Source organism: Actinomadura sp. HBU206391 (genome assembly GCF_014323665.1).
GTDB lineage: Bacteria > Actinomycetota > Actinomycetes > Streptosporangiales > Streptosporangiaceae > Actinomadura_C.
Window position 1 is genome coordinate 18,934 of the sequence record NZ_JABVEB010000016.1, and the last position, 25,161, is coordinate 44,094.

General features: G+C 69.0%; 23 protein-coding genes and 1 tRNA gene. 14 read left to right on the top strand and 10 right to left on the bottom strand.

Annotated elements, in window-relative coordinates:
- Nucleotides 1–20: 20 nt before the first annotated feature.
- The 5 genes from HKK72_RS09245 to HKK72_RS09265 all read left to right on the top strand — a co-directional run bounded on the left by HKK72_RS09245 (nucleotide 21) and on the right by HKK72_RS09265 (nucleotide 5,009).
- The gene (locus tag HKK72_RS09245; protein ID WP_187233865.1) at nucleotides 21–668 is read left to right on the top strand and encodes a hypothetical protein; all 648 of its coding nucleotides are present in this window, start codon (nucleotides 21–23) and stop codon (nucleotides 666–668) included.
- A 99-nt stretch (nucleotides 669–767) separates the two neighbouring features.
- Nucleotides 768–2,018: a hypothetical protein gene (locus tag HKK72_RS09250; RefSeq protein WP_187233866.1), complete on the top strand. Its 1,251-nt coding sequence runs from the start codon at nucleotides 768–770 to the stop codon at nucleotides 2,016–2,018.
- A gap of 39 nt (nucleotides 2,019–2,057) precedes the next feature.
- Complete coding sequence (locus HKK72_RS09255; RefSeq protein ID WP_187233867.1) at nucleotides 2,058–2,387, top strand: hypothetical protein; 330 nt, start codon at nucleotides 2,058–2,060, stop codon at nucleotides 2,385–2,387.
- Nucleotides 2,388–2,424: 37 nt separating this feature from the next.
- Entirely contained in the window at nucleotides 2,425–4,326 is a 1,902-nt protein-coding gene (locus tag HKK72_RS09260) for a helicase HerA-like domain-containing protein (RefSeq protein WP_187233868.1), read from the top strand.
- Entirely contained in the window at nucleotides 4,323–5,009 is a 687-nt protein-coding gene (locus HKK72_RS09265; RefSeq protein ID WP_187233869.1) for a hypothetical protein, read from the top strand. Before HKK72_RS09260 ends, HKK72_RS09265 begins: the two co-directional genes overlap by 4 nt.
- Before the next feature lie 133 nt (nucleotides 5,010–5,142).
- On the opposite strand, the gene HKK72_RS09270 is transcribed toward HKK72_RS09265, so the two are convergent.
- Nucleotides 5,143–5,697, bottom strand: a complete 555-nt coding sequence (locus tag HKK72_RS09270) for a hypothetical protein (protein ID WP_187233870.1) — start codon at nucleotides 5,695–5,697, stop codon at nucleotides 5,143–5,145.
- A complete protein-coding gene (locus HKK72_RS09275; protein WP_187233871.1) occupies nucleotides 5,694–6,623 on the bottom strand; it encodes a sigma-70 family RNA polymerase sigma factor in 930 nt (309 codons plus the stop codon). The genes HKK72_RS09270 and HKK72_RS09275 overlap by 4 nt, the downstream gene beginning before the upstream one ends.
- Before the next feature lie 510 nt (nucleotides 6,624–7,133).
- Here HKK72_RS09275 and HKK72_RS09280 point away from each other — a divergent pair.
- Entirely contained in the window at nucleotides 7,134–7,910 is a 777-nt protein-coding gene (locus HKK72_RS09280) for a hypothetical protein (RefSeq protein WP_187233872.1), read from the top strand.
- Between the two features lie 13 nt (nucleotides 7,911–7,923).
- Nucleotides 7,924–8,892 (top strand): S16 family serine protease, encoded by a 969-nt coding sequence (locus tag HKK72_RS42060; protein WP_222720525.1) that lies wholly within the window; start codon nucleotides 7,924–7,926, stop codon nucleotides 8,890–8,892.
- A 687-nt stretch (nucleotides 8,893–9,579) separates the two neighbouring features.
- On the opposite strand, the gene HKK72_RS09290 is transcribed toward HKK72_RS42060, so the two are convergent.
- Nucleotides 9,580–10,338 carry a serine/threonine protein kinase gene (locus tag HKK72_RS09290; RefSeq protein ID WP_187233873.1) on the bottom strand — a complete coding sequence of 253 codons (759 nt, stop codon included), beginning with the start codon at nucleotides 10,336–10,338 and terminating at the stop codon, nucleotides 9,580–9,582.
- 119 nt (nucleotides 10,339–10,457) lie between these two features.
- On the opposite strand from HKK72_RS09290, the gene HKK72_RS09295 reads away from it, so the two are divergent.
- The 4 genes from HKK72_RS09295 to HKK72_RS09310 all read left to right on the top strand — a co-directional run bounded on the left by HKK72_RS09295 (nucleotide 10,458) and on the right by HKK72_RS09310 (nucleotide 17,380).
- Entirely contained in the window at nucleotides 10,458–12,482 is a 2,025-nt protein-coding gene (locus HKK72_RS09295) for a protein kinase domain-containing protein (RefSeq protein WP_187233874.1), read from the top strand.
- Nucleotides 12,479–13,882, top strand: coding sequence for a PQQ-binding-like beta-propeller repeat protein (locus HKK72_RS09300; protein WP_187233875.1), 1,404 nt, complete (start codon nucleotides 12,479–12,481; stop codon nucleotides 13,880–13,882). The genes HKK72_RS09295 and HKK72_RS09300 overlap by 4 nt, the downstream gene beginning before the upstream one ends.
- A gap of 2 nt (nucleotides 13,883–13,884) precedes the next feature.
- On the top strand, nucleotides 13,885–16,110 hold the full coding sequence (locus HKK72_RS09305; protein ID WP_187233876.1) for a serine/threonine-protein kinase: 2,226 nt from the start codon (nucleotides 13,885–13,887) through the stop codon (nucleotides 16,108–16,110).
- A 307-nt stretch (nucleotides 16,111–16,417) separates the two neighbouring features.
- Complete coding sequence (locus tag HKK72_RS09310; protein WP_187233877.1) at nucleotides 16,418–17,380, top strand: hypothetical protein; 963 nt, start codon at nucleotides 16,418–16,420, stop codon at nucleotides 17,378–17,380.
- A gap of 367 nt (nucleotides 17,381–17,747) precedes the next feature.
- On the opposite strand, the gene HKK72_RS09315 is transcribed toward HKK72_RS09310, so the two are convergent.
- Together HKK72_RS09315 and HKK72_RS09320 are read right to left on the bottom strand one after the other, a co-directional pair.
- Nucleotides 17,748–18,542, bottom strand: a complete 795-nt coding sequence (locus HKK72_RS09315) for an ABC transporter permease subunit (RefSeq protein ID WP_187233878.1) — start codon at nucleotides 18,540–18,542, stop codon at nucleotides 17,748–17,750.
- Nucleotides 18,532–19,449: an ABC transporter ATP-binding protein gene (locus HKK72_RS09320; protein ID WP_187233879.1), complete on the bottom strand. Its 918-nt coding sequence runs from the start codon at nucleotides 19,447–19,449 to the stop codon at nucleotides 18,532–18,534. The genes HKK72_RS09315 and HKK72_RS09320 overlap by 11 nt, the downstream gene beginning before the upstream one ends.
- Before the next feature lie 89 nt (nucleotides 19,450–19,538).
- Between HKK72_RS09320 and HKK72_RS09325 the strand changes: the two genes are divergently transcribed.
- Together HKK72_RS09325 and HKK72_RS09330 are read left to right on the top strand one after the other, a co-directional pair.
- Entirely contained in the window at nucleotides 19,539–20,000 is a 462-nt protein-coding gene (locus tag HKK72_RS09325) for a GbsR/MarR family transcriptional regulator (protein WP_261986676.1), read from the top strand.
- 245 nt (nucleotides 20,001–20,245) lie between these two features.
- Nucleotides 20,246–21,577, top strand: a complete 1,332-nt coding sequence (locus HKK72_RS09330; protein WP_315987159.1) for a TrkH family potassium uptake protein — start codon at nucleotides 20,246–20,248, stop codon at nucleotides 21,575–21,577.
- Between the two features lie 27 nt (nucleotides 21,578–21,604).
- Here the strand turns inward: HKK72_RS09330 and HKK72_RS40770 are convergent, their stop codons facing one another.
- The 5 genes from HKK72_RS40770 to HKK72_RS09350 form a co-directional block, all read right to left on the bottom strand.
- Nucleotides 21,605–21,736 carry a hypothetical protein gene (locus tag HKK72_RS40770; RefSeq protein ID WP_261986677.1) on the bottom strand — a complete coding sequence of 44 codons (132 nt, stop codon included), beginning with the start codon at nucleotides 21,734–21,736 and terminating at the stop codon, nucleotides 21,605–21,607.
- A 198-nt stretch (nucleotides 21,737–21,934) separates the two neighbouring features.
- Nucleotides 21,935–22,210, bottom strand: a complete 276-nt coding sequence (locus HKK72_RS09335) for a hypothetical protein (protein WP_187233881.1) — start codon at nucleotides 22,208–22,210, stop codon at nucleotides 21,935–21,937.
- 132 nt (nucleotides 22,211–22,342) lie between these two features.
- Nucleotides 22,343–22,606: an integrase core domain-containing protein gene (locus tag HKK72_RS09340; RefSeq protein WP_187233913.1), complete on the bottom strand. Its 264-nt coding sequence runs from the start codon at nucleotides 22,604–22,606 to the stop codon at nucleotides 22,343–22,345.
- A 266-nt stretch (nucleotides 22,607–22,872) separates the two neighbouring features.
- Nucleotides 22,873–22,948 (bottom strand) — tRNA-Glu (locus HKK72_RS09345).
- A gap of 91 nt (nucleotides 22,949–23,039) precedes the next feature.
- Complete coding sequence (locus HKK72_RS09350) at nucleotides 23,040–24,725, bottom strand: metallophosphoesterase (protein ID WP_315987160.1); 1,686 nt, start codon at nucleotides 24,723–24,725, stop codon at nucleotides 23,040–23,042.
- Between the two features lie 9 nt (nucleotides 24,726–24,734).
- Between HKK72_RS09350 and HKK72_RS09355 the strand changes: the two genes are divergently transcribed.
- Entirely contained in the window at nucleotides 24,735–25,076 is a 342-nt protein-coding gene (locus HKK72_RS09355) for a metallopeptidase family protein (RefSeq protein WP_187233882.1), read from the top strand.
- Nucleotides 25,077–25,161 lie beyond the last annotated feature (85 nt).

Genomic DNA, 25,161 nt, shown 5'->3' on the forward strand with positions numbered 1-25,161 from the left:
GGCCGCGCACTGTCCAACGCGTGAGTGACAACGACGCCGTGAGCGGCCCGGTGATGCTGGCCGCCACCAACATGCTCAAGCCGCCGCCGGCCGTCATCGGCAGCCTGAACAGGGAGATCACGCTGCCGCGGACCGTCAGGCTGGCCACGCTCGCCGCCGTCGCCACGGGGGCGGTGCTGGGCTTCCTCGGCACGCTGTTCCTCTTCGGCGCGGGGCTGTACGCCTTGTTGTACGGTCCGGCGCTGGGCGGCGTGATCGGGTGGGCGCTGGTGAACTTCTCCCCGTTGCGGGAGGAGTCGATGGCCAGGTGGCTCGGCCTGCAGGCGAACCAGACCCGCAAGCGCAAGCTCGTCGTCGACGGACGGCAGGTCCGCCTCTACGTGGGCATCGCGCCGCTGCGCCGCACGGCTGTGGGGACGGTGCGGATGCTGCCCGGCGGCGTGCCCGTCGACAGCGTGCGATGGGACGCGCGCGGCGTCCCGCAGCAGGAGATCCCGGGCGCCGCACGGCTCACCGCCGCGACCCGCCTCCGGAAGAAGCCGGCCCTGTCGGACCGGGCGGCCGGCGAGGGCCCGCGTGTCCCAGGCCGAACCCCCGGTCGAGCGCCGCGCAAGGCCCGCCGCGAGAACCGGCATGCGAACCGGCGCGAGGCCCGCACAGGCGAATGAGACACCGAGCCGGCCCCGCGGTCGCTTGCGCTTCCACGCGGTGACGGAACGGTCTTCGCTGTCGGCCCCCCGGCGGGCGGAGAGTAACAGGAGAGGGACATGTCAGCAGAGTCGCCTACCCGTTTCGTGATGGTGCCGGCCCGCCGTTCGGACGAGCCGACGGCGCGCAGGCGGGCCAGACGCATTCTGGGCGCGCTGTTCCTTGCCGCCGGCCTCAGCGCCGTCTCGGTGTTCGTCGCGCTGTCCAGAGGCCAGAGCGAGGCCGACCTGTCGGCGGTCGATCCGCAGGGCCGCGAACTGGCGCACACGGCGGCGGTCACCTACCTCGCGGGCGGCCACCAGAACGTGCCGCACGCGACGTCCTTCGATCCCGAAGACACGGCCAGGGCCGCCGCCGACCTGTCCGCGGGGCGGCAGGCGGTCCCGCTGCCCTACCGATCGCTGAACTGGGTCGGGTTCACCCCGCAGCATTTCGGCTCGGAGAACGCGGGCTTCACCGATTTCGAGGTGCACCACTTCCTCGTCGCGCTCGGCGGCCCCGTCCCCACGGCGGAGCCGCGGCGGACGCCGCGGACGGGCCAGGATTCCCCGAACCAGTCGGCCACGGCGGCGCCGACGGCGTCCCCGCAGGCCACGGCCTCCCCGACACCGTCCGCGGCGCCGTCCAGCGCTTCGGCTCCGAATGGTCCGGCCGCGCCTACCCCGGGCGGCGGCCCGGCTTCCGCGGCGCCTTCCGGCAGCCCCGGCCCGGCGTCCGACGGTGGCGCGGCAGCACCCCCCACGAACGTGCTGCTGCTGGACGTCCCCGTCCTCGTCAGCGAGCAGGGTCCGCGGCTGGCGGCCGCACCCGCCTTCTCCACCGTGAGGAGCGGGGTCGGCGAGCCCGCGGGGAAGGGCGATTACACCAACTACGGCAACCTTCTGGCCGACGTGAGCGAGTCGGTGAAGAATCAGGTCGCGGCGTGGGCCAGGGCCTACGTCACCGGCGACTCGACCGCCTTGCTGACTCTCACCGGGGACCAGAACAGCACACACCATTACCTCGGCCTCAGCGGGTTCACTCTGCCCGCCTCCGGCTCGGCCGTGCAGATCCAGTCGGCGATCAGATCCGCCGCGGGACGACTCATCGTCCGGGTGCGGGTCCTGCTTGCCAGACCCGTCCCCGGCAACACGGTCTCCTCCGGAAACACCGCCGAAGACGATGCCACCGGCCCGCAGTTCACCACCTACGCGGACTTCGACCTGCTGGTAGGGGCGCCGACCGGGGCGCGGCCTCCGATTCTCGCCTGGGGCCCGGCCGGGTCGGCGGCGGAGCTCGAGCCCTACTCCAACGCCCTCACCCGGCCCTGACCTTTTGCACCGGAACAGTACGAAAACAAAGGACGTGACATGAAATTCACCGATTCGTACTTCCCGCTCGCCGAACCGCCCGGTGAAGACGGCGCGACCGACTTCCTCGAGTCCGATTTCGGCGGCGTCCTGGAAGCCTTCTGCGGCGCGGTCGGAGTCATCATCGCAGTGATCTGCATCTTCCGCATGATCAACCACATCACCCGCGGCAAGCCGGGCGACGGCTTCAAGACGCTCGTCTTCGGCCTGATCATCGGCGGGATGCTGTTCAACCTGACCATGACCATCGACGCGGTGGGGGCCATGTCCGGAATCGTGGAGAGCGCCTTCGACAGCGTCGAGTCCGTCACCGGCACCGGCAGCGACTGAGCGCGGCGGGCGGCCAGACCGAGGAGGGGAGGCGAGCATGGCGAACATCTTCGGGTCGGACACCAGGCCAGGAGAGTCCGAGAGCGGCGGATACCTGCTCACGACCCTGATCATGGTGGCGCTCGCGATCGCCGTGGTGCTCCTCGTCCCGGCCATCTGCGGGGCGGCCATCTTCATCACACTGCGCCGGTTCCTGGTCCGCCGGGACTGGATCATCGTGACGCTGGCGGGCGTGGTCGGATTTGCCCTGCATCCCAGGGAGAACGCGTTCGCCTACGGCTACTGGCTGCTCGGCTTCTTCGACTACGGCCCGGGTGACCCGCGCCGCGTACCGGTCACCGTGGTGCTGTGCGTGGCGGCGGTGCTGGCGGGCTGCGCCGGCATGATCTTCGGCAGGGCCATCGGCTCGCCGGTCGCCGGCATCAGCAGGTTCCTGCGTATCAAGAACATGATCTCCGATCTGTTCGACGGCACGTGGATACGCCGCAAGGAATCGGTCGACGACCCGATCACGCCTGGGAGCATCCGGCGGGACATGCTGAAGCGGCGGGTGTCCGGCCGGGTCACCCTTCGGGACATCCCGGCGGTGCGCGGTCCGCACGCGACGAGGAAGACCGCACGGACGCCGCTCAAGGCCAAGGCCATCCCGGTCGGCCTGGGAGCCCGCGACCGGCCGGTGTGGCTGAGCGTCCAGGAGATGGGCATGCACGGCGCGGTGGTCGGGTCCACCGGCAGCGGAAAGACGGTCACCCTGATGTGGATCATCGGGGCGGCCCTCGACATGGGGTACGACGTCACCGTCATCGACATGAAGGAGGACACCGAGCCGGGCGGCCTGCGCGACTTCCTGCGCGCCTACGCGCGGATGCATCGGGTGCCGCTGCAGGAGATAGCCCTGGCCGACGAGCGGCCGGCCTACTGGTTCAACGTCCTCGCCGGCATGTCCGCCGACGAGGCTTTCGACACCATCATGACGATGGTCGAGTTCGACGACGCCTATTGGCAGGCGCTGAACCGCAAGATCCTCCAGCAGGTGGTGCAGATCTGCTATCAGGCCTGCGAGGTGGCGCCGGGTCGCTTCGGCCCGCCGACGCTGCTGGAGATCGGCAAGATCATGGAGCAGGGCACGGCCATGCGGAGCGCCGTCCGGGAGCGGGTCCTGGCGATCGACGCGGCTGAGGGCACCGGCCACTGCAAGGACCGCTTCACCAACATCCTGCAACCGTCGGCGGACGAGGCCAAGTCGGCGGCGAGCTTCGGCACCAAGCTGACCGGACTGTACGACTCCGGCGCGGGCCGGCGCATCCTCGTCCCCGGTGGTGACCGGCAGATGATCGACGTTCGGCGCGAGGGGCTGACCTATGTCGGGCTCAACTCGCTGGGACAGCCCGACATGGCCAGAGTCCTCTCCTCCTCGGCGCTGCAGCGCCTGTCGGTCTACGCCGCGCAGCGCATCCAGGGCCGTGCCCCCAAGGACCGGCCGCGCCTGATCGTCGTGGACGAGGCGAACTTCATCGATCGGGGCATCGCCATGAACATGCTGTCGCGGGTCCGGTCCGCGCTGTTCAGCATGATCCTTTGCACCCAGGGCCCGACGGACTGGATCGACAAGGACGGCGACGACTGGTCCCGGCTGGCGCAGAACATCAACTGGCTGATCGCCATGGCGCAGTCCTCGCCCGAGTCGGCCGAGAAGTGCGCGGAGTTCCTCGGCATGCGGGTCAACAACACCTTCGGTGAACGTGTCACCCAGGGCGGCCACCCCAAGCAGTTCAACGTCATGGAGAAGGAGCAGTTCATCGTTCCGCCCCAGGAGCTGCGAGATCTGGGCACCGGCGAGGGGTACCTGCGGGTCAACAAACCGGACAGCAGGGTCGAGTACGTGGTCGTGCCGATGCGGACCCAGGAACTGAGCCGGTACGAGAGGCGGACGGCATGAGGGCGATCAGGATCAGTCCGCGGGCGGTGGCGAGGGAGGCCGCGATCGTCGTGGCGCTGGGGGGAGCACTGGCGGGTGTTTCCCTGGGGCTGCTCGTTCTCCAGTACGGCGAGGCGCTCCGGCTCGGATTCGCGGATGTGCTCATCGCAGGCGCGGCGGGCATGGCGGCCGCCTCGGCCGTACGGGCGACCGCGCGGCTGCACCGCCACTGGAAGAGGACGGTCGGCCGGTTCACGGCGGCCGCCGCGCTGTGCGCCCTGGCCGCGCTCGCCGGAGCGCTCGTGGTGATGATCCCGGGCGAATGCCCTGGCGGTCTGTTCAGTACGGGCCGGTGCGGAGTGCGTGAGGCGGCCGCCTGGGGACAGGTGGCCGGACTGGCGGCGGTCGTCAACTTCGGGGTCGCCGGTCTCACGCTGTGGTTCGTACGGCTCGCACGGGCGCTCTCGCGGACCGTACGGGAAGTGATTCGCGACGGGACGGCGCAGGGCGTCATCTGGATCAAGGCGCTGGGCGGTGTGCGGCGGCGCGGTTCCGGCAGGCGGTCGTCGAACGGGCCGCGCCGTGCCGGCAGGCCGGCCTCAGATGGACGGCGCCGCGACCCGCGGGAACCGAAGGGCCGCCCGACGCCGCGCCGCACCGACGCCGAACGCGCCCGACGCCGACGATTGCGTGCCCGCGCCTGACCCGAGCCGCGAGGGCGAGCGCGAGGAGAGTTCTGTGCACATCGACGTTCGATGCGAGCGCCGGCCGGGGGTAGCCGCAGTGGCGGGCCCCACCGAGCCCGCTCTTCGCGACGCCTGTACCGGCGATGGGGGTTCAGGGCGCATGCGGACGCCAGATGATCGACGAGACCACAAGCAGGACGCCTAGACAGGTGATGACGAAGGTGACGAAGACGGGCCAGAGGGAGACGGCACCGGACCGCGGCAACCGGTCCGCCAGTGCTCGGCGGACCCACCTCCCGGTGGCGTCGTCACCGCCGGCTGCCAGAGGCGCGTTGCCGTCGTCGATGCCGTCATCCGGGTACCGGGCGGTCGGCGCGACGTCGGTGGAACGGTTCTGGACGGCGTCGTCGGCAGGAGCCGCCCAGCCCGCTGACGCCCCCGCTCGGGGCGCGCCACCGCCTCCGGACCAGCCTCCCGACGCTGTCTCGTACAAGGCATCGGACACGGCATTCGACGTGCCCCCTGTCGTCGTCCTCGCCGCGGCGGCTCCTGGGGGTGTGACGGTCATGCCGTTCCAGGTCTCCGACGGTTCGAATGACGCCCAGCCGGCGCCCTGCGTGTCGTCGATGACGATCCATGGGTTCTGCTCCCAGGTCCCGTCCGGCTCCACGCCCTTTGGGCTCGCCGGTTCCCGCTCATCGTTCATCCTGCCCGTCCTTCGAGCCTTTCGGGACCGTCCACCCCGTCCACGATGCGTTCGGCGAGCTTGGCCAGCGCCTTCTGCTGAATCTGGCGTACCCCCTCACGGGACAGCCCGAGCCGCTCGCCGATGACGCGCAGCGACTGCTCCGGCTCGCCGTCCAGCCCGAACCGGCGCGTCAGCACATAACGTTCGCGAGGGGCGAGATTCGACAGGCCGCGGCCGCTGACGGCGCGCAGATCGAACCGCAGCAACACCTCCTCCTCGACGCCCGGGGAGGGGTCGGCCAGCCGTTCGTCCCACGGCACCTCGTACTCGCCCTCTCCCGGGGCGGGCGCGTGCAGGCTGTCGAGCCGGGGCGCGTCCAGGACACGGCGCACTTGTGCCTCGGTCACCCCGGCGCGCCGGGCGACGTCGGCATGGTCCACTGGGGCGTCAGGCCCGGCCTCCTCCAGGAACGCCCGCTCGGCGGCCAGGATGGCAGGGCGCTTCTCGAAGTCCCCGGGATTGAGATTGGGATGGTCGGCGTCCCGAACCGCCCGCAGCACCTCCCGCTGGATCGGCTTGAAGGCCCAGCCGGCGAAAGGGCCGCGCTCCGGGTCATAGGAGGAGATCGCCCACAACAGGCCGACCTTGCCGGCGCTCTCGAAATCCTCGATGTGCTCATTGGACCTGGAGGTGAACATGGCGACGTATTTGCGGACCAGGCCGAAGTTCACGTTCAGGATTTCGTAGGTGACATCCTCCAGTTCGCGCTCGGCCCGGCGCAACGCCAGTTCCGAGAGCATGTCCAGCTCACCGGCGTCGGCCCGGGCGCGCAGAACGGTGAGCTGCTCCTGGAGCTCTTTGCGGCGCGCGAAGTGTTCGTTGTTGCGGGTGCGGAAGTCCTCGGCGGCGGGACGCCCGCCACCGGCCAGCTGCACGATGTTCATCTGTCTCCTCGCCATTGGAGGTCATTTCATTTGGCGATGGCAGATGAGCGCGACGGCAATACCGGCAAAGGCCATAAAGAGGCAAGGCCTTATCAACCACACCAAATAAAACAACATCTCTTTTGTGTGCTGATTTCCCCCAGCACCCTGATATGGAGAAGATGACACGCGGGCGTCGCCGACCGCCCCTGGAGAGTTCCAGGGGCCCATCACCCCAGCGGCCTCAAAGCGGGGGTTGCGGCTTACGCGGGAACCGGTGGTCTTGCGGTGTTACCGTCCGGCCCATGGGCGCCTTGGCAAGGAATTGCTCGTCAGAGGTACTCATGCCTAATCGGTGTTGCCGGTGTACTTCCGAGCGGGTGGGAAGGTGCACCCCGCAGGTCGGCGAACGCCGGGTTGCGGAATCTGGAAACGCGCGGACTCTAGAGGTCAGGGGCAGGCGCGGCCCGAGATGCGGAGTGCGACCGGCCGAGCCAAGCCCCATCTGACAAACGAAAGGACCCATGACCGGTGCGAACGATCCTGAGCGACCTCGGTCTCGAATCCCCGCTCGTCGGGACGACGGTGACGGCGCACATCACGTCGAGCGGTCCCGACGGATTCCGCTGCACCGTCTACGATGTCGCCACCCTCGAGCCCCGTGAGGCGGTCCTGCCGCGTGCCGATGCCTTCGATCTCCCGGAGGGTGCCGCCGCCCCGGAGCTGGCGGTGGGTGACACCGTCATCGCGCTGGTCGTCGGCGTGTCCGGTACGGCGCAGCAGGGCACCGAGCGGCTCATGCTGTCGGCCACGGCACCCGAGTTGGTCGAGCGCATCCTGTCGGGCTTCGTCGACGACATCGTCACCGGCAAGGTCGTCATCAAGGCAGTCGCGCGCGTCGCCGGGACCAAGACGAAGGTCGCCGTGGTGCCCACCACGAAGGGCGTCGACGCTCGGGGAGCCTGCATCGGCCGGGGCGCCAGCCGGCTCAAGGGTGCCGAAAGCCTGCTGAACCGCGGTTTCGGCAGGGAGCGGCTGGAGATCATCGAGTATTCGGGCGACCCGGCCACCTTCCTGACCAACGCCATGAACCCGGTGCGGGTCACCGAGGTTCTCATTCGTGGCGACAACGCGATCGTGGCGGTCGAGGAACACCAGCTCTCGGGCGGGATCGGAGAGGGCGGGCTGAACGCCCAGCTCGCCGGGCGGCTCACTGGGCACTACGTCCGGGTCGTCAAGGCCGGCACCGACCTGCGCGAGGTGCTCCGCCAGCTCGCGACCGGCACCGGCGCCCCGGAAACCGGCTGATGTCCCTTCCACTGTGAGCAACGGCGTCGTACGGAGTGACGACGAACGGGACCCGATCCCGTTGAACCGGCGGCTGCTGTACGGCGTGGTCGCTTCTCTGGTCATGCTGGCGGGCTTCGGGGTGACCGGTTCTCCGTACCACCGCGTCGATCCAGGCCCGGTGATCCAGGTCGGCCCGCCTGCCGCCGGGTCCTGGTCAGTCATGACGGCCCACGTGCGGCACAGCAATTGGTTCCAGTGGGCGGCTGCCGAACTCACCGGGGAACGCACCATCCGCGGCGGCGGCGACGGCTCCCCGTCGTTTGCCCGGGCGATGGACACGGCACAGACCAACGCCGTGGTGGTCGCCGCCCAGCTCGCCGCCCGCCGGACTCCGGTGGGCGGTACCGGGCTGCAGGTGATCGATGCGGGGGGCATGAGCGGACTGCGACCCCGCGACATTCTGCTGGCCGCCGGGCACGGCGAGGATCTGATCCCCTTGCGTACACACGCCGACCTCCAAGCGGTGGCCGCCCGGCGGAGCAACCTACGCGTGCTGGTCGTCCCCCTGAGTCCCGGCGACAAGTGGGGAAGCGCCGAGATCCGACGGATGCCCGCCACCCGGCTCGCGCAGATACGGGTCAGCCCGGATGTCGCGGCCACCGCCCACCCACTGGGCGCTGTGCGAGGACCGTCGGCCGGGCTCCTCCTGGCTCTGGCCCGCGTCGACGCGCTCACCCCGGGCGACCTGACCGGCGGCCGCCGCGTCGCCGGGACCGGCGCGATCACTTCCGACGGCACCGTGACCAGCGTCGGCGAGATCGCCGAGAAGGTCCGCGCCGCGGCAACGGCGCGCACGGACGTCTTCTTGGTGCCGGCCTGGCAACGGGCCACAGCGGCCGCGGCGGCCCAGGGCACCGGAGTGCGGATCGTGCCGGTCCGCTCGGCACCGGAGGCCGCCCGCTGGCTCTGCGCAACCGGCGGCCACGCCCCGATCTGCTAAAGCCTGTTTCCTGGGCAGCGTCTTCCCATGGCGAGTACTTCTCGGAGTTGCCTAACACCATGAGGACGCAACAGCGACTCCGTCTCGATGAGGTCCCTGTGCCGATTCACACCCTCCGCTTCGCCGTAGGCGTTAAGCCCCCTCCGAGTGTCTACCCAACCGGGGCGAACACACCGCCCGGCGAAAGACAGTTGCCGCTTCCTAAGAAGTCTGGACAGTCATGACTAAGAGCCGGGAAACACGGACGGCTCCTACTGACGGCAATGGCCCGTCACATCACCCCGAGAGAAAAGAGTCACACATGTCGGACAACAACCACCAGCACGTGTGGATACCGCAGGGGACCACGCCGAACGGGCAGATCGTGTACACCTGCAACGGTTGCGGAGGGTCCAAGGTCGAGTGAACTGGTCCCGGCTTGGGCGCCCCTACCTGGGGGACGGCCAGTGACCTGACGAAGCGTCAACGGGGTTTCCCCGAGGGCGCATAACTAGCCTCGACGTACGCCGCATTGCGGCGTACGTCGAGGCTCCTCTTTTCACGGCTCTGTAACCCGTCGATGTGTGCACCGTGGTCGCCGCGCCGCCCGGTCTGAATGTGCAGGCGGTCTGCTGCCCGGCAATGCCGGCTCGGGGGAATCGGGAGCCTCAAGCTGACGACTGGTACCTGAAAGAATCGGCCTGATCGTTAGGTGTCGGTCGTCCGGGGTGGGCGGCGGGTGGGGAGTAGGGACAGGTGTTCCTCGCGGACCAGGCCGAAGCGCAGGGCGACGTCCACCACGGCCGCTCGTTTGCCGTCCTGCCGCTCCTCTTCGAAGGGCTGCTTGACGCGCAATTTCTGTTCGGCGAGGTAATCGATGTGGAAGTTGACCGCTCGCAGGGTGGGGTTGCAGTCGGGCGACGCGCTGAGGCGTTCCACGACCTGACGCGAGGTGGGGACCGCGGTCGAGGACTCGTCCCGTAGCCGCGGTTCGCAGAGGGCCACCAAGACGAGGAAATAGATCGCGTCCTGGTCGAGGGAAAAGGCCGAGATGGTCGAGGAGCCGTCCGGTTCGGGCAGCTCGAGGTCGACCGATTCCAGGTACATGTGCTGGGGCGCGTACACCTGGAAGGAGGCGGTCGGGCCCTGGGTGGTGAGCACGACGCGGGAGAACTCGAAGGGCACCGGGCAGGAGGCGCGTCGCGGGGGGATCCGCAGATACTCTCCCGCGCCCTCCGGATTCTCCACCACGAAGGTGCGGTCGTTGCTGAAGTTGCTGAGCCGCCAGTGGTCGTCGACGGCGAGGATCTCTCCGGCCAGGCGCGGAATCGTGGGATTGTCCAGGTGCAGGTCGACCAGGCGACCGGGTGCGCCGCGTCCGAATCTGAGGGTCTCGCCCGGCGCCAGTTCCTTGCGTACCGGGTCGCGACGCGAGTCCGATGGCAGATACACCAGAACGCCCGACACGCCGTCACCTCGTGGAACTCGTCCGATGGGGGAGCGTTTATCCCGTAGAGACGCTACCCGGGATCTTCCGCCGTCTATTCTGCCCACCGGGCACGCCTAGTCCTTCGAGGGGGAGCGGAATGGAGCCGTTGCGCGCGGATGATCCGGCGCGGATCGGTGACTACCGGCTGGTCGCGCGGCTGGGGGCGGGGGCGATGGGCCGTGTGTTCTTGGGGCAGGGCCCATCTGGAGACCCCGTCGCGGTGAAGGTCGTCCACGCGCGCTTCGCTCATCGCCAGGACCGCCGCGAGCGGTTCGCCCGGGAGATCGCCGCCGTGCGCGGCATCGACGCGGCGTACGTCGCGCCGGTGGTGGACCACGACGCGAGCGCGGCCGAGCCCTGGCTGGCCACCGCCTATCTGCCCGGCCTCACGCTGCGGCAGGTGGTGGAGCTGCACGGCCCGCTGCCCGCGCCGTCAGTGCGCGCCCTCGGGGCGGGGTTGGCGAGGGCGCTGACGGCGATCCATCGGGCCGGTGTCCTGCACCGGGACCTCAAGCCGTCGAACCTGGTGCTCACGCCGGACGGTCCGCGGGTGGTGGACTTCGGCATCGCCCGCCCCGACGGAGCCGACACGATCACCGTGCCCGGGTCGCTGCTCGGCACCCCCGGCTACATCCCGCCCGAGCGGATTCGCGATCGGCGCTCGGGACGGGAAGGCGACGTCTTCGCCTTCGGTGCCGTGCTGGTGTACGCCGCCACGGGAGAAGGGCCGTTCGGCGCCGGCTCGGCGCCGGCGCTGCTCTACCGCACGCAGTCCGAGGAGCCTCGGCTGGACGCGCTGCGTGCGGCCGTGGACGATCCGGGGCTCACCGAGATCATCATGAGTTGTCTCGCTCGTGACCCCAGGCGACGTCCCACGGCCGAGGAGCTGACCCAACGATTCACCGAGGCGCCCGACCCGGTGGGCACACGGTGGCTGCCCGACGAGGTGGCCGCGAGCGTCACCGGCGCAGGTGGTCCCCCAAGGCCGCCGCATGCGCCGGGCGGGAGGCGTACCCGGCGGACCGTTCTCGCACTCGGCGCCACCGGCGCCGTTCTGGCGACGCTCGGACCGTCGGCGTACGGCGCGTTCTCGGCAGGGGTCCGGCAGCCGACCAAGGACCGGACGCCGCTCTGGACCTACAGCAGTCCCGACAGTGGGAACGAGCACTGGTTCACCAGGCCCACCGTCGTCGGGGACATGGTCTACCTCAGCTCGACCATGGGCGTGCATGCGCTGAACTGCGCGCGGGGCGAGTTGTCGTGGACGGCCAACCGAGGCATGCCCGTTCGTTCGAGCGCCACGGTGCTGAGGGCGGGAACGGTGCTGAGGGAGGGAACGGTGCTGTTCAGCGACGGATGGCTGTGGGCTCGACGCGCCACTGATGGATCCCCCGAACCTGACTGGCAGGAGCCATGGGTCGGTATCACCGGCGCCCCGGCCGCGGGCGGCGATCAGGTCTTCCTGTTCGACACTGTCGGCTACCTGTCGGCCTATGACGGCGGTACGGGTCGCCGCCGGTGGAGGCTGCGCCTCGTCAAGCCCGGCGCGGGCGGTGACATCGACCCGGTCCGCGCCCAGGGTGGCCTTGATCCGATGATCGCGGGCGGTCTCGTCTACGCCGCGCCGGGCGGCGTGTTCGCGGTCGATCCCAAAGTCCGGGCCGTGAGGTGGCGGTTCGGCGAAGGCACCGCCGCACCGGCGATTCACGGCGGCCTGTTGTACACCGCGGGTGCCGATCGCGTACACGCTCTGAACGCGGCCAGTGGCGCCGTGCGCTGGAGCCGTGACGTCGGCGCTCGGATATCGAGCGGTGTGACGGTCGCCGACGGCCTGGTGTTCGCGGGCGACGACTCCGGACGCCTGCACGCCCTGGACGCCGCGACCGGACGACCGCGCTGGCGCTTCGACACCAACGGGCCACTGCGCGCCGCCCCGGCGGCCGCTCCGGGCACGGTCTTCGCCGGGTCGGACAACGATCGTCTCTACGCGATCACGACGGCAGATGGGAGAGTGCGTTGGAGCCATCCAGTGGGACGCCAGACCGAGGTCCACGCCCAGGTATGGCGCGACCGGGTCTTGGTATGCGGTGACCTCACCCGGCTCTACGCCTTCCAGGTATGAGTACCGGTGAGTCCGGCCGGCTGAGCCGGCGCCGCGCGATCGCAGGGCTGGCCGGAGCCGCGATCGCCGGAAGCGCGACCGTCTGGCCCCTGCGCGAAGAACAGGACGCGTATCCGAGCATCCCCGCTCCGGACGGGCCGCTGCTGTGGACGGCCGAGGTGAAGCTCGCCGCGGATGAATTCTTCGGGCCGGTCACCGCGGGGCACCTGCTGCTGGTCGAGCGGCCGTTCGCCGCGCGAGGACGAGAGCGGTGGACCGTACTGTCGTGTCTGGACACCGGGACAGGACGCCGGCTTTGGTCGGTCTCCCTCGGGCCTTCTACGGCGAGGCTGCAGAAGGTGGTCGTCGCCGGCTCCGTCGTACTGGCGCGGACGTATGAGGCCCTGCACGCGTTCGACCTTCACACGGGACGCCTGCTTTGGCGCCGGGAGCGGAACACGGGGGGTTCGGCGTCCCTCACGGTGACGGTCGGCGGGGGCCTCGTCCACGACAGCGGTGATGAGGAGAACGCGGTCTCGACGACCACGTCAAGGCATGCTCTGCACGCCTATGAGGTGGGCAGCGGACGCTTGCGCTGGACGACGGTCGTCCAGCCGCGTGTGGTGACGGCGGACGCCCCGATCTACGCGGCGGGGTCGCTGCTCGGTACCGCCGTCATGTCGGGCGTGTCCCGGAACTCGGAGACGTTCGCCTACGCCGTGGACGCGACCACCGGTGAACAACGCTGGTCGCGACGCCTCGGCGTATGGGACTCGGGGCCGGGCTCCGGCGTGGCCCATGCCGCGGGCACCTTCTATGTCTTCTCAAGGGGACGCGGCGTTCTGCATGCCGTGGACGTGTCCACCGGAAGGATTCGATGGCAGGTTCGGCCGAGACCGCGTTCCGGTGGAGGCGCCGGCCTTTCCGTCGGTGAGAGGACGCTCGACGCAGGCGTCCCCGTGGTCGCCGGTACGACCGTCTATGTGTGCGACGAGCACGGCGTTCTGCACGCCTTCGACGTGCGTGACGGTCGGCGGCGCTGGGCCTTCGGCACCGACGCCAGGCCGTCGAAGGTGCACATGGTTCCCGAGCCGCGGACCGGGGATGGCCAGGTGTACTTCCGGGCCAGTCACACCGGTAGGAGCAACAGCACCCTGTACGCTTTGGGCGCCGACGAGAGACGGCCCCGCTGGCAGCGGCGCGCCGACGGCTCCTACAGTGGCCCGCTCGTGTCCGGGAACATGCTGCATGTGTCGGACGGGGACGCCATCACCGGGTACGACCCGATCGACGGGTCGGTCCGTCGTCGCGTGGACCTCAGGGCCCTCGGCGCGGCCGGGACAACCGAACTGGTCACCGACGGTGCGAATGTCTATGCCCTTTCCGGCGTCCAGGTCCTCGCCCTCCGCCTGGAGAGCTGACGATGGAGGCACTGCGTCCCGGCGATCCGGAGAAGATCGGTGGATACGAATGCGTCGGCCGGCTCGGGGCCGGTGGGATGGGGGAGGTGTTCCTCGCCCGGGCGGAGGACGGCGGGCTGGTGGCGCTGAAACTCATCCATGCCGACCTCGCCGAGGACGCGGCCTTCCGCGCCCGCTTCGCCCGTGAGGCCGCGGCGGTGCGTCGGGTGAGCGGCCCGTACACCGCGCCATTGCTGGACACCGGTGACGTTCCCCGGCCCTGGCTGGCCACCGCCTATCTCCCGGGGCTGTCGCTCGACCAGGCCGTCACGCGGCACGGCCCACTGAGCGTCGAGGCCACGCGCCGACTCGGGGCCGTGCTCGCCGAGGCCTTGGGCGCGATCCACCGGGCGGGCGTCGTGCATCGAGATCTGAAGCCCGCGAACATCCTGCTGACCGCCGACGGACCGCGCGTCGTCGACTTCGGCATCGCGGGCGGCCCGGACATCGGCACCGGCGACGGGACCGCCGGACGGCCCGTCGGCACGCCCGCGTACATGGCTCCCGAGCAGATCACCGGCGGACCCGTCACCCCCGCCGCCGACGTCTTCGCGCTCGGTGGGGTCCTGATGTTCTGCCGTACCGGGTCGCCGCCGTTCGGGACGGTGCGGTTGCCAGAGCCACTCGACCGAGTCGTGCGGGCCCGTCCCTACGACACCGACGACGCGGGCCTACGGGAGGTGGTCGCCGCCTGCCTGGCCGAGAACCCCGTACGACGGCCCAGCACGGATCAACTGACCACCGTGCTTCCCCCGGGCGCCACGGGCACGGGCTGGCTGCCCGCGCCGATGGCCCACGACATCGCCGACCAGGCCGATTCGATACCACCTTCCACCCAGGCCGGCCCACGCCTCCGTCGTCGCGTGCTCCTGCGGATCTCCGGTGTGGGCGCGGCGGCTCTCGCGGGTATGGGGGTGGTTCGTGCACTCGGCGGCGCGGAGCCCCCGGCGGCGTCCGTCCTGTGGGCCGCCCGTGCCACGGCGGTGACCGGCTACGAACTCGGGCCCGCGCTTCACGGCAGGCTGTTCCTCCTCGACCGAACCGTCGTCACACGCTCGGGCGGCGCGCGCCTGGACCTGTGCTGCCTGGACACCGCGACGGGACGCTACCGATGGCGTCGTCCTCTCACCCCCTTCGACCGAGAGCGGGGCGAGGTGGTCGCCGGTCCTGGAGGCGTCTGGGTGCGCAGCACCCGTGAACTGCACGCGATCGACCCTGATTCCGGCACTGTGCGCTGGTCGCAGCAGCGCGCGTTCCCAGGGTTGGTGCCTGCGGCGGCCTACGGTGTCGGCGTTGTGTACGACGTCGGTCCCGCCCTGGATTCCGATGACGCCGGCACCGTGTACGCGCACGAGCCCCGCACAGGCCGAGTGGTCTGGGAGCGGCGGGTCGACGGCAGACCCGTGGGCCCTCTCGTCATTGCAAGGGGCGTCCTGTACGTCATCAGTGCCTCGGCACGGGGACGGTGGGAACGTGTGCACGCACTGGACGCCGCCACCGGCGGCGTGCGCTGGATGTCCGGCTTCGCTGACGAAGATGTGGTCATGGCACCGCCGTTCGCGCCCAACTACACCGACGCGACGCTGTCCGTCGCCGACGACACCGTCTACGTCTCGGTCGAAGGCCGCCATGTTCACGCCCTGGACGCCCGCACCGGCTCGGCTCGCTGGCGGGTCCGTCCACAGTTGAACATCGAGCCCGTTTTGGGACGGCCCTATCCGAGCGCGGCCTTTCCCGTGACCGCCGGGAACACGCTGTTCTTGGGGACCGGAGACGGGGTGCTGCGCGCCTTCGACATTCGTCATGGCCGCCAGCGGTGGGCGGTCGAGACAGGAGCGCCGCCCGCACCTGTCGGGGTCTTCCGCCGCCGTTTCACTCCGGTCGTCGGTCACGGGCTGGTCTTCGTCCGCGGTGCCGACAGCGTCCGCGCCCTGCGGGTCGGCGACGGTGGCGTGCGCTGGGAGCGCAGGACCGATCCCTCCGCGGGCGAGCCCGTCCTGGCCGGGGGAACGCTACATGTCCCCGGCAAGTGGGAGGTCACGTCGCACGATCCGGTCAGCGGCCGGGTTGTGCAGCGGCTCGACCTGCGGGACTACCACCGTTCCCCCACCGCCGTGCTCGCCGGCGAGGGCGCTCTGTACGTTCTCGCCGGGGTGGACGCCGTCGTCGCCGTTGGGCTGCCGGGATAGGGAGGGATGGGGAATACAGCCCCTGCCTCACGATCCCCGTTCCTGCGACGGCCACCACCTTGGAGCCGCGGCACCACCCGTTGGAACACAACTGTGGCGGCCCCTTGGCGGCGGACTGGGGCGGATCAGGGAGCTGGTCGACGGGCTCGGCAGGCCGAGCCCGATATTGGTCCGCGGCCACGTTTTGGAACATTTGTTGTCACCTGGGTCGGCGGCCGGACGGTCCACGTCAACATCACCGTGTCCCCGGGCCAGTGAATAGCGCGAGCACGGGTCCATCTGAGCCGACAGGAAGGTAAGGCGCGACGTGGAGCACCCTCTTACCGGCACTCCTCTCGGTGCGGTCCAGACGCTTTCCCTCGATCTGGCCACCAAGATCGAGGCCAAGCTTCTGAGTGTCGACGAAGCGCTGCACGAGCTACAGAGCAACGAGGTCGTCGATGCGGAGGGCTACACCTGGCGGATCGATCCGATGACCCAGTCGTTCGTCCGGCGCGGGCCAGGCGCCGACGCGGTTTGGAAGCCTGCTGACCCTTCGGAGTATGCCGAGCGGGCGCCACAGGAGCCAGACGAGTATTGGCCGCAATCTTTGACGGTGCCCGCGCCAACATACCTTCTTCCGCAGCCTGTCCCTCACTGGGCACAGCCTGCTCCGGACATGGCGGAGGCTGCTCCGAATTCGACGTCGGCCGCCGGTCGGCCGATGAGGTTCGGGGAATCGGCCGCTGAGCGCAACGGTGAGCGGAGGAACAGACGCTGGCCGCTCTACGCTGTCGGGGGCGTGACGGTCGTGGCCCTGGTCGCCATTGTGGCGATTCAGGTCTCCAGCCAGGGAAAGTCCCGAGCCGAGGGCGCCCCAACGACCGCACCAACGCAAAGAGCGATGCCTGCACCCAATCCGGCTCGGTCGGTCCCGACCGGTCTACTGCCCAAGGTTTATCGGGTGCCGTCATCGGACCGGTACGACTCGGTGGTAGCTGAGCTCACGTCGGGAAGTGTGAGCCGCGTCGTCAGCGTTACGGAGAAGAGCCAGTACAACTTCAATAACCAGCGGCTGTACGCGGCGATATACGCAGGCTGGGTCGGTGCCGGCCTCACCATCGAGCCAAGCCAACCGGTCGGCGACCCATCCGGCCTGACCGCGACCCAGGTATGGGAGCTGCGAGACGGTAGTACCGTGATCGCCGCCGCCAACGTCACCTGGCACCGCGCCAGCAGGCTGTCTTCATGGCGGTTGGTCAAATGGCCAGAATTCCATCCAACTAGCTGAGGTTTCCGAGCCGAGAGGGAGACCCTCATACGGGGTTCGGACCGACATGACAGACCACCTCATACGAGATACAGACGTGATGCGCGCAGGCGGCCTCGAAGGCGAGCATCGCAGTGACATATCGCGCAGTCGTCCACCGTCCGGACTGCAGCGCCAGGCCTGGCAATGGGCCGTCGCCAACCTCACACCCGCTGGGGATCTGCCGTTCGGTAAGGAGATCGCCGAGCGGTTCGGGCGACGGGAACGGTGGGGGCGCCTGGTGAAACAGGCCGGAGCCACCGGTCGCCTGGACCCGCCGGCCACGCGGTAGCTCGCTGAATCGGGTTGGCTGGCGCCATGCTGACCGGCGGATGGCCCGGGGCGCCTTTCAGGTGGCGAGGTCGCGGCGGTTGAACCTCCAGACGCCGACGGTCACCAGGACGGCCGAGAGCGCGAAGAGGACGGCGGCATCTGCGGGTCGGAAGCCGTTCTTGAGGGGTTCGCTGCCGATGTAGTAGTGGAAGGGCGTCAGTTTCTGTAGCCAGTCGGCGTGGATCTGGGGTGCGAAGCCGTTGACGGCGTAGGCGAGCACGCCTGTTGCGGCGGTGGCGCCGAAGACGACTGCTCGTCCCTTGCCGAAGGCGCCGCCGATGCTGGTGGCGAGTGCGCCGAAGGTGATGGCCAGTAGTGCGAGGTTGAGGCATTGGGCGGTGAATTCGCCGATACTGATGCTGTCGAGTTCTGCGCTGCCGCGGATGGTGAGCATGGCGAGCAGCACCACGGCGGCGATGGCCACGGCTCCGGTGGCGAGCGCGGCGAACCGTTGCAGGGCCATGCGGGTCCGGCTGAGAGGGTGGGAGAGGAGCAGGTCGAGGTGGCCGGACTCTTCATCGGCGGAGATCATCCGGGCGCCCGTTGCGGCGCCGTAGAAGGTGACGAGCAGTGGTACGAGCAGCCCGAAGACGCTTCCCTGCAGATAGCCGGCGGCCGACGTCACGTCGTTGAGGTTGAAGCCCTCCAATGCCTGGGGAATGTTGGGTGTGGAGTTCTCGGTGAGTTGTGGGTAGAAGCCGGCGTACATCATCGCCAGCAGGCCGGTGGCGACGGCCCAGACGAAGAACACCCGCCGGTTGTCCCGCAGGGTCTTGCCGTACAGGGTTTTGGCGGCGGTGTCACGCGGCACGACCGGTCTCCTTGCCGTTGTAGTAGCTGAAGAACAGCTCTTCGAGGTCGGGTTCCTCGGCGTGCAGGCCGGTCACGGTGTGCCGGGCGGCGGCCTTGACCAGTGGGTCGGGGCTCCCGGGGACGCGGCAGGTCAGGATTACTCCCTCGGCGGCGGGTTCGATGGTCACGTCGGTGACTCCGGGCAGGCGGGTGAATTCGGTGGGATCGACTGAGTCGGCGAAGGTGATGGATACCTGCAGGAGCGCGCGGGCGCGCAGGTCGGTGATGGTGTCGAGGGTGGCGAGTTCGCCGTCGCGGATGATGGCGACGCGGTCGGCGACGGCTTCGACCTCGCTCATGATGTGCGAGGACATGAAGACGGTCTGCCCGTCGGCTCTGGCTTCGCGGACCAGGTCCAGGAAGGTCTGCTGCACCAGCGGGTCGAGCCCTGAGGTGGGCTCGTCGAGGATCAGCAGTTCTGGGCGGTGCATGAAGGCCTGGACCAGGCCGACCTTCTGGCGGTTGCCCTTGGAGAGCTTTTTGATCTTGGCGTTTTGTTCGAGGTCGAGACGCTCGGCGAGGTCGTCGATACGGGATCGCGGTACGCCGCCGCGCAGGTTGCCCAGGAAGATCAGGCATTCACGGACGGTCTGCCGGCCGTCGACGACGAAGTCACCGGCCAGGTAACCGACCCTGCGGTGCAATCGCACCGCGTCTGCCCGCGGGTCCAGGCCGAGTACCTGCGCGCTGCCGCTGGTGGGGCGGATCAGGTCCAGCAACAGGCGGATGGTGGTGGACTTCCCGGCGCCGTTCGGGCCGAGGTACCCGAACACCTCACCCTCACGCACTTGCAGGGAGAGCCCGGTCAAGCCGCGGCGGGATCCGTAAGTCTTGGTGAGCTGTTCGAGTTCGATCGCTGCCCTCATACGCACCAAGCTATCAGAACTTTCAGATATTTCTGAAGAATCGGAGTTCGTTAGACTCAATGGCAGTGAGGTCAGAAAGGGGCCACGACTTGGCGGAAACCACGGCGGTGGCGGAGCAACTGGCGCTGACCCTGACGCAGGGGGGTATGCAGAAGGCGACCGCCCGGGTGATGGCGGCGCTGCTGTTCGCCGAGCAGGAGAGTGTGACGGCGGGCGAGTTGAGCGAGCGGCTGGGGATGAGCTCGGGCGGGGTGTCCGGGGCGATCAAGATGTTGAGCACAGTGGGACTGATCGAGCGGGTACCTGTTCCGGGAAGTCGTCGCGAGCACTATCGGTTCCGCGATGGCGCGTGGGCCACCTTGATGTCGGCGCAGAACGGCATGGTGCAGTACATGTTCGAGGTCGCACGGCAGGGCATCCAGGCCGTGGGTGAGGACAGTCTCGCTGGTCGCCGGCTGGCTGAGATGCGCGACTTCTATGAGTACATGTTCCGGGAGTTGCCCGCGCTCATCGAACGCTGGCAGGCCGAACGCGCCCAGTCCACGCGCTGACGCGTACGCCGAGGCCGGAGGTCTCGGTGGGCGGACGGGCTCGTCTGTTGGTCGGCGGTGCGCAGGCTCCGGGCTGAGGTCGGTGTCTGGGATACCGGTTCCGTTCGGAATTCTCCCCGTACGGTGTGTGCTGGTATGCCGGGACGTGTGCTCGGCTGTTCGGCCGGCGAACGCCTGGGGGGGCGCCTTATCGGCTCAGTACACGGTCCTGGACTCGGTGATCGCACGCTTGACCGGCGGTCACCGTGCTGATTCGTTTCCAGCATCCGGCGCAGGTCGTCGTCGCCGGGTTCGGTCTGGCGGTGGGAGTCGGCACGGTGTTGTTGTCGCTGCCGGTGGCCACGACCGGCGGCGAGCCGACCCGCCTGATCGATGCGCTGTTCACCGCGACCTCGGCGGTATGCGTCACCGGGCTGGTGACCGTCGACACCGGCGCGCATTGGTCGATGTTCGGGGAGATCGTCATCCTTGGTCTGATCCAGGCGGGTGGGCTGGGCATCATGACCCTGGCCACGATGTTCGCGGTACTGGTATCGGGTCGGCTGGCGCTGCGTGCCAGGCTGGTGGCGCAGGCGGAGACCCGGACGCTGCGCATGGTCGATGTACGACACGTCGTGCGCAAGGTGGTGGTTTTCAGCCTGATCTGCGAGGCGGTCGTGGCGGCGGTGCTGACCGGCCGGTTTGTGATCGGGTATGGCGAGCCGTTCGGGCGGGCGGTCTATCTCGGGGTCTTCCATGCGATCTCGGCGTTCAACAACGCCGGGTTCGCGCTGTGGCCCGACAGCCTCATGCGGTTCGTGGCCGATCCCTGGATCAATCTGACGATCGGGGCGGCGGTCATCGTGGGCGGACTGGGTTTCCCGGTGGTGTTCGAATTGCTGCGGTCCTGGCGGCGGCCGAGGAGCTGGTCGCTGCTGACCCGGTTGACCGTCGGTGTGACGGTCATGCTGCTCGCTTTGGGAACGGTCATGCTTACCGTGGCCGAGTGGGACAACCCCAAGACGCTGGGGGGGTTGCCCGCACCGGCCAAGGTGCTGGCGGGCTTCTTCGCGGCGGTCATGCCGCGCACGGCCGGTTTCAACAGCATCGACGTCGGCCAGATGCGGCACGAGAGCTGGCTGGTCACCGATGTGCTGATGTTCATCGGGGGTGGCAGCGCCGGGACCGCCGGCGGTATCAAGGTCACCACCTTCGGGGTGCTGGTCTTCGTCGTGTGGGCGGAGATGCGCGGCGAGACACGGGTGAACGCGGGGCACCGCCGGCTGCCCGACAGTACCCAGCGGCAGGCCGTGGCGATCGCGTCGCTGGGCGCCGGTCTGGTCGCGGGCGTGACGTTCGTGCTGCTGGCGCTCAGCCCGCACAGCCTGGACCGGGTGCTGTTCGAAGTGGTGTCGGCATTCGGCACCGTAGGGCTGTCCACCGGCATCACCGCCGATCTGCCGCCTGCCGGGCATCTGCTGCTCACCGCGCTGATGTTCTTGGGCCGGGCCGGCCCGCTCACCCTGGCCACCGCACTCGCACTACGACAACGCGTTCGCCGCTACGAACTGCCGCACGAGCGACCCATCGTCGGCTGACCTCTGCCAAGGGCGCCGACCCGCTCTTCAGCCGCTCACCGAGGGTGGAAGGAGGATGACCCACGACACGCCATCGGGGCGCATGCTCAGCGGATGCAACCGCACCACAGTGGACTCGGTCACCAATGGCGGGCCGGCGTCGGGCCGTACGCTGGTCATGCGGCCCCCCTGCAGCACGGATGATCTCGCCGACGGACGTGATCGATGACCAGAGACCCGGCCCGCTTGATGGGCCGATATGGCTCATGTCCCACGAGCCAAGCTTCGAGGACACCGGCTGTGCCATGGCTGCGCCGTGCGGCTCACCAACCGTGGCCAGCTCCACGTGAGTCCCGGCGACGACGATCGGAGGTATCGCTATGTGCCGGGTGTCTCCAGCAGTCTCTTCACGCTCGCGGCCTCGGCCACGTTGTTGATCCGTTCGAAGAGATGGAGAGCTTCCTGCCAGGCCCGGTGAGCGGCATAGTGAGCGCCGTAGGCCTGCTGTGCCTCGGCTAGGGCCTTGAGGGTGAGGGCCTGTTCGTAGGTGTTGCGCAACCTGTGGATTATCCGTACGGCCTTTGTGAGGTTGGGGAGCGCATCGTCAAGGCGACCGGCCGCATGGTCGAGTTGGCCGAGCAACCGGAGTCCCACCGCCTGACCGAAGAGAACCGCGTGTCCCGGGTGGCGGCCGGGCCGTCCACCGGCCGCCGCTGCGCTGTGGGCGCTGGTAGTGGAGATGGCGCGGGACAACCCGACTGAACCGCCCCGGGTTCTATGGAGACCTCAGTGGTTGGCTCCAACCGCCTCACGGGGTTGGTGTTGAGCGTAATAGAAGGCTTCGTGTTCGGTTCGCGGGATGTCCCCGATGGCGGTGTGGAGCCGGCGGTTGTTGTACCAGTCGATGTACTCGGCGGTGGCCAGCTCGACCTGCGACAGGGTCTTCCACGGGCCATGGCGCTTGATCAGTTCGGTTTTGTACAGGCCGATCGTTGATTCCATCAGCGCGTGGTCCAGAGCGTCCCCGACGGTACCGACCGAGGCGGCGATTCCGGGCCTCCAGCAGGTGGGCGGTGAACGCGAACGAGGTGTACTTGTCGATCAAACTGGCCGAGCTCCCAGAAGATCTGCAACGACGCCTCTACGACGCCTTCCAGCTACAAATCCGCTACAACCGGGCACAACACGAAGCCGTGCTCCGTGTCACCGTCAGGGAAGACACCATCCGCACGCTCACCCAGGCAACGCCAACAGACAGTCGCATCTCAACGTCTGGTGATCCACAACCTGAAGCCGCGACGAGTTTCCCTTCTTCTTGGTGCCCCCAACGGGATTCGAACCCGTGCTACCGCCTTGAAAGGGCGGCGTCCTAGGCCGCTAGACGATGGGGGCGGCTGCAGTGGCGACCGCAGGCCGTCACCGGACTTGCCAAGCATAGGGGACAAGCGGGCCTGACACTAAAACGATTCCCCTCCGCCGGCGCTCACCGCGGCCGCCGCGTCGGCACCCAGGGAACCGCCAGCAGGAGGGCCGGGCCCGGAGCCGAGGGCAACGCCCCTGGTGAGGAGGGCTCGGAGCCCGGGCTATCGGCCGGTGACTCCGGGGTCTCGGACGGGAACGCGGGGGTGCGGGAAGGAGATCCGGGCGTCAGTGACGGGGTCTGCGGGGCCGGCGGTCTGATCTGGCGGTCCGGCTCGGGCTCGAGCTTGCGCTCGATCTGCGCCGAGCTCTGGCCTAGCCCGCCGAGCCGGAAGTCGTCCCAGCCCTGCAGCCGGTGGGTCGTCCGGTTGAAATAGAGAATGGACAGCTCGATCGGCGTGGGCTGCTCGCCTTCGAGCCCGCGCAGGCCCGCGCCGCCCGTCGAGCCCTGGACGAACAGGCGGGTACCGGACGGCAGCAGCTTGGTCGACCGCTGGTGCGCGTGGCCCGACAGCACCAGGGGCGTCGCCCCGTCGAAGGCCTGGCCCGCGTTGGGGTCGTGCAGGAGCGCGATGTCGGGCCTGAGCCCCGTGCCGCGCAGGCCCTCGGCCAGCCGCCGGCCCTCGGCCGTCATCGCCGCGGCGCCCACGTTGTCGTCCCGGGTGCTCTTGTCGGGGGTGAAGCGGGGGTCTCCGGCGCCGTAGATGCGCAGCCCGCCGATGTCCTTCATCTGCCCGTCCAGGACCACCGCGTTCTTCTGCTGGGCCACCGCCCGCTGGATCGCGCGCGAGTCGTGGTTGCCGCGGACGAAGACGTACGGCAGCTTGAGCTTCTCGATCTCGTCGAGGAACTTCTCCTCGGGCTTGCTACCGTGATCGGTCAGGTCGCCGGTATCGATGATCATCTGCACCTGGAACTGCTTGCTGATCGAGCCGATCACGCTCCATGCCACCGGGTTGAGGTGGATGTCGGAGACGTGCAGCACCCGGATCGTCGTCGGGTCGGGCTCGTACGTCGGGAGCGTCGAGGTCGCGGCGTACAGCCGGGAGACGTTGCCGACCAGGCGGGCGAGCTGTCCCCGGTACTCCGAGAACCGTCGCGCGATCGATCTCGCGTCGCCGACGACCTGTGGCGCGCTGGCCAGCAGGCCGGTGTAGCGCGGTTCGACCACCGACTGCGGGTTGAAGGTCACCACGGCCAGCCCGCCGACCGCCGCGAAGCCCACCAGCGCGGTCGTCGCCGTGAACAGGGCCGCCCGCCAGGACCGGAAGACCAGGAGCCCGGCCAGCGCACCGAAGACCAGCGCGGAGGCGAGCGCCCGGACGGCGAGGACGATCACGCCGTGGCGCACCTCGCCGCCGATCGTCTCGGTGAGGCTCTCGATCGCGTCGGGGTTCTCGATGAGCTCGCGCGCGTCATCGGAGCGGATCTCGGCGACCTGCGCGCGCAACCGCAGAGGTCCCCAGTGGCTGTCCATCCGCAGCGTGCCCAGTGGCGGCACGTCGACGGTCGTGCCGCCGTTCCACGAAGGGTGCACGGACATTGCGACGTTCACCGGGCCGATCGGCGTCTCGACCCGGCCGCCCAGCAGGATCCCGATCAGGCCGCCCCCGAGCCCCACCATGATCACGGCCAGGATCCGCAGCGACCGTCCCGACCTCGTCGCCGGGCCGGGGCTGCGGATGCGGCGCACGTCGGACAGACGTTCCCTGGCAGTTGCGATGACCACATCGCCTCCCGTCTCACGCACAATGTCAGTGTGATCGAGCTATCGCGTGACGCGTTCGAGGACCTCGTGTCCGAAGCCCTCGACACGATCCCGCCCGAACTCGCCGAGGTCATGAGCAACGTGGTCATCGTCGTTGAGGACGACGCCCCCGAGCCCGGCCTGCTCGGCCTGTACCACGGTGTACCCCTGACTGATCGCGGCGACTGGTACGGAGCCGTCCTGCCCGATCACATCTCGATATACCGTCGCGAGATTCTACGTATCTGCGACACGTTCGAGGACGTCGTGGACGAGGTCCGGATCACGGTCGTCCACGAGATCGCCCATCATTTCGGCATCGACGATCAGCGACTTCACGAACTCGGTTGGTAACCGAACCATCAATCCCGCCCGCAATTGGGTACGGTAGGTCACATAACTGCCACGCAGCGTGAGTTATTGTGTGGTAGCCGCTCGG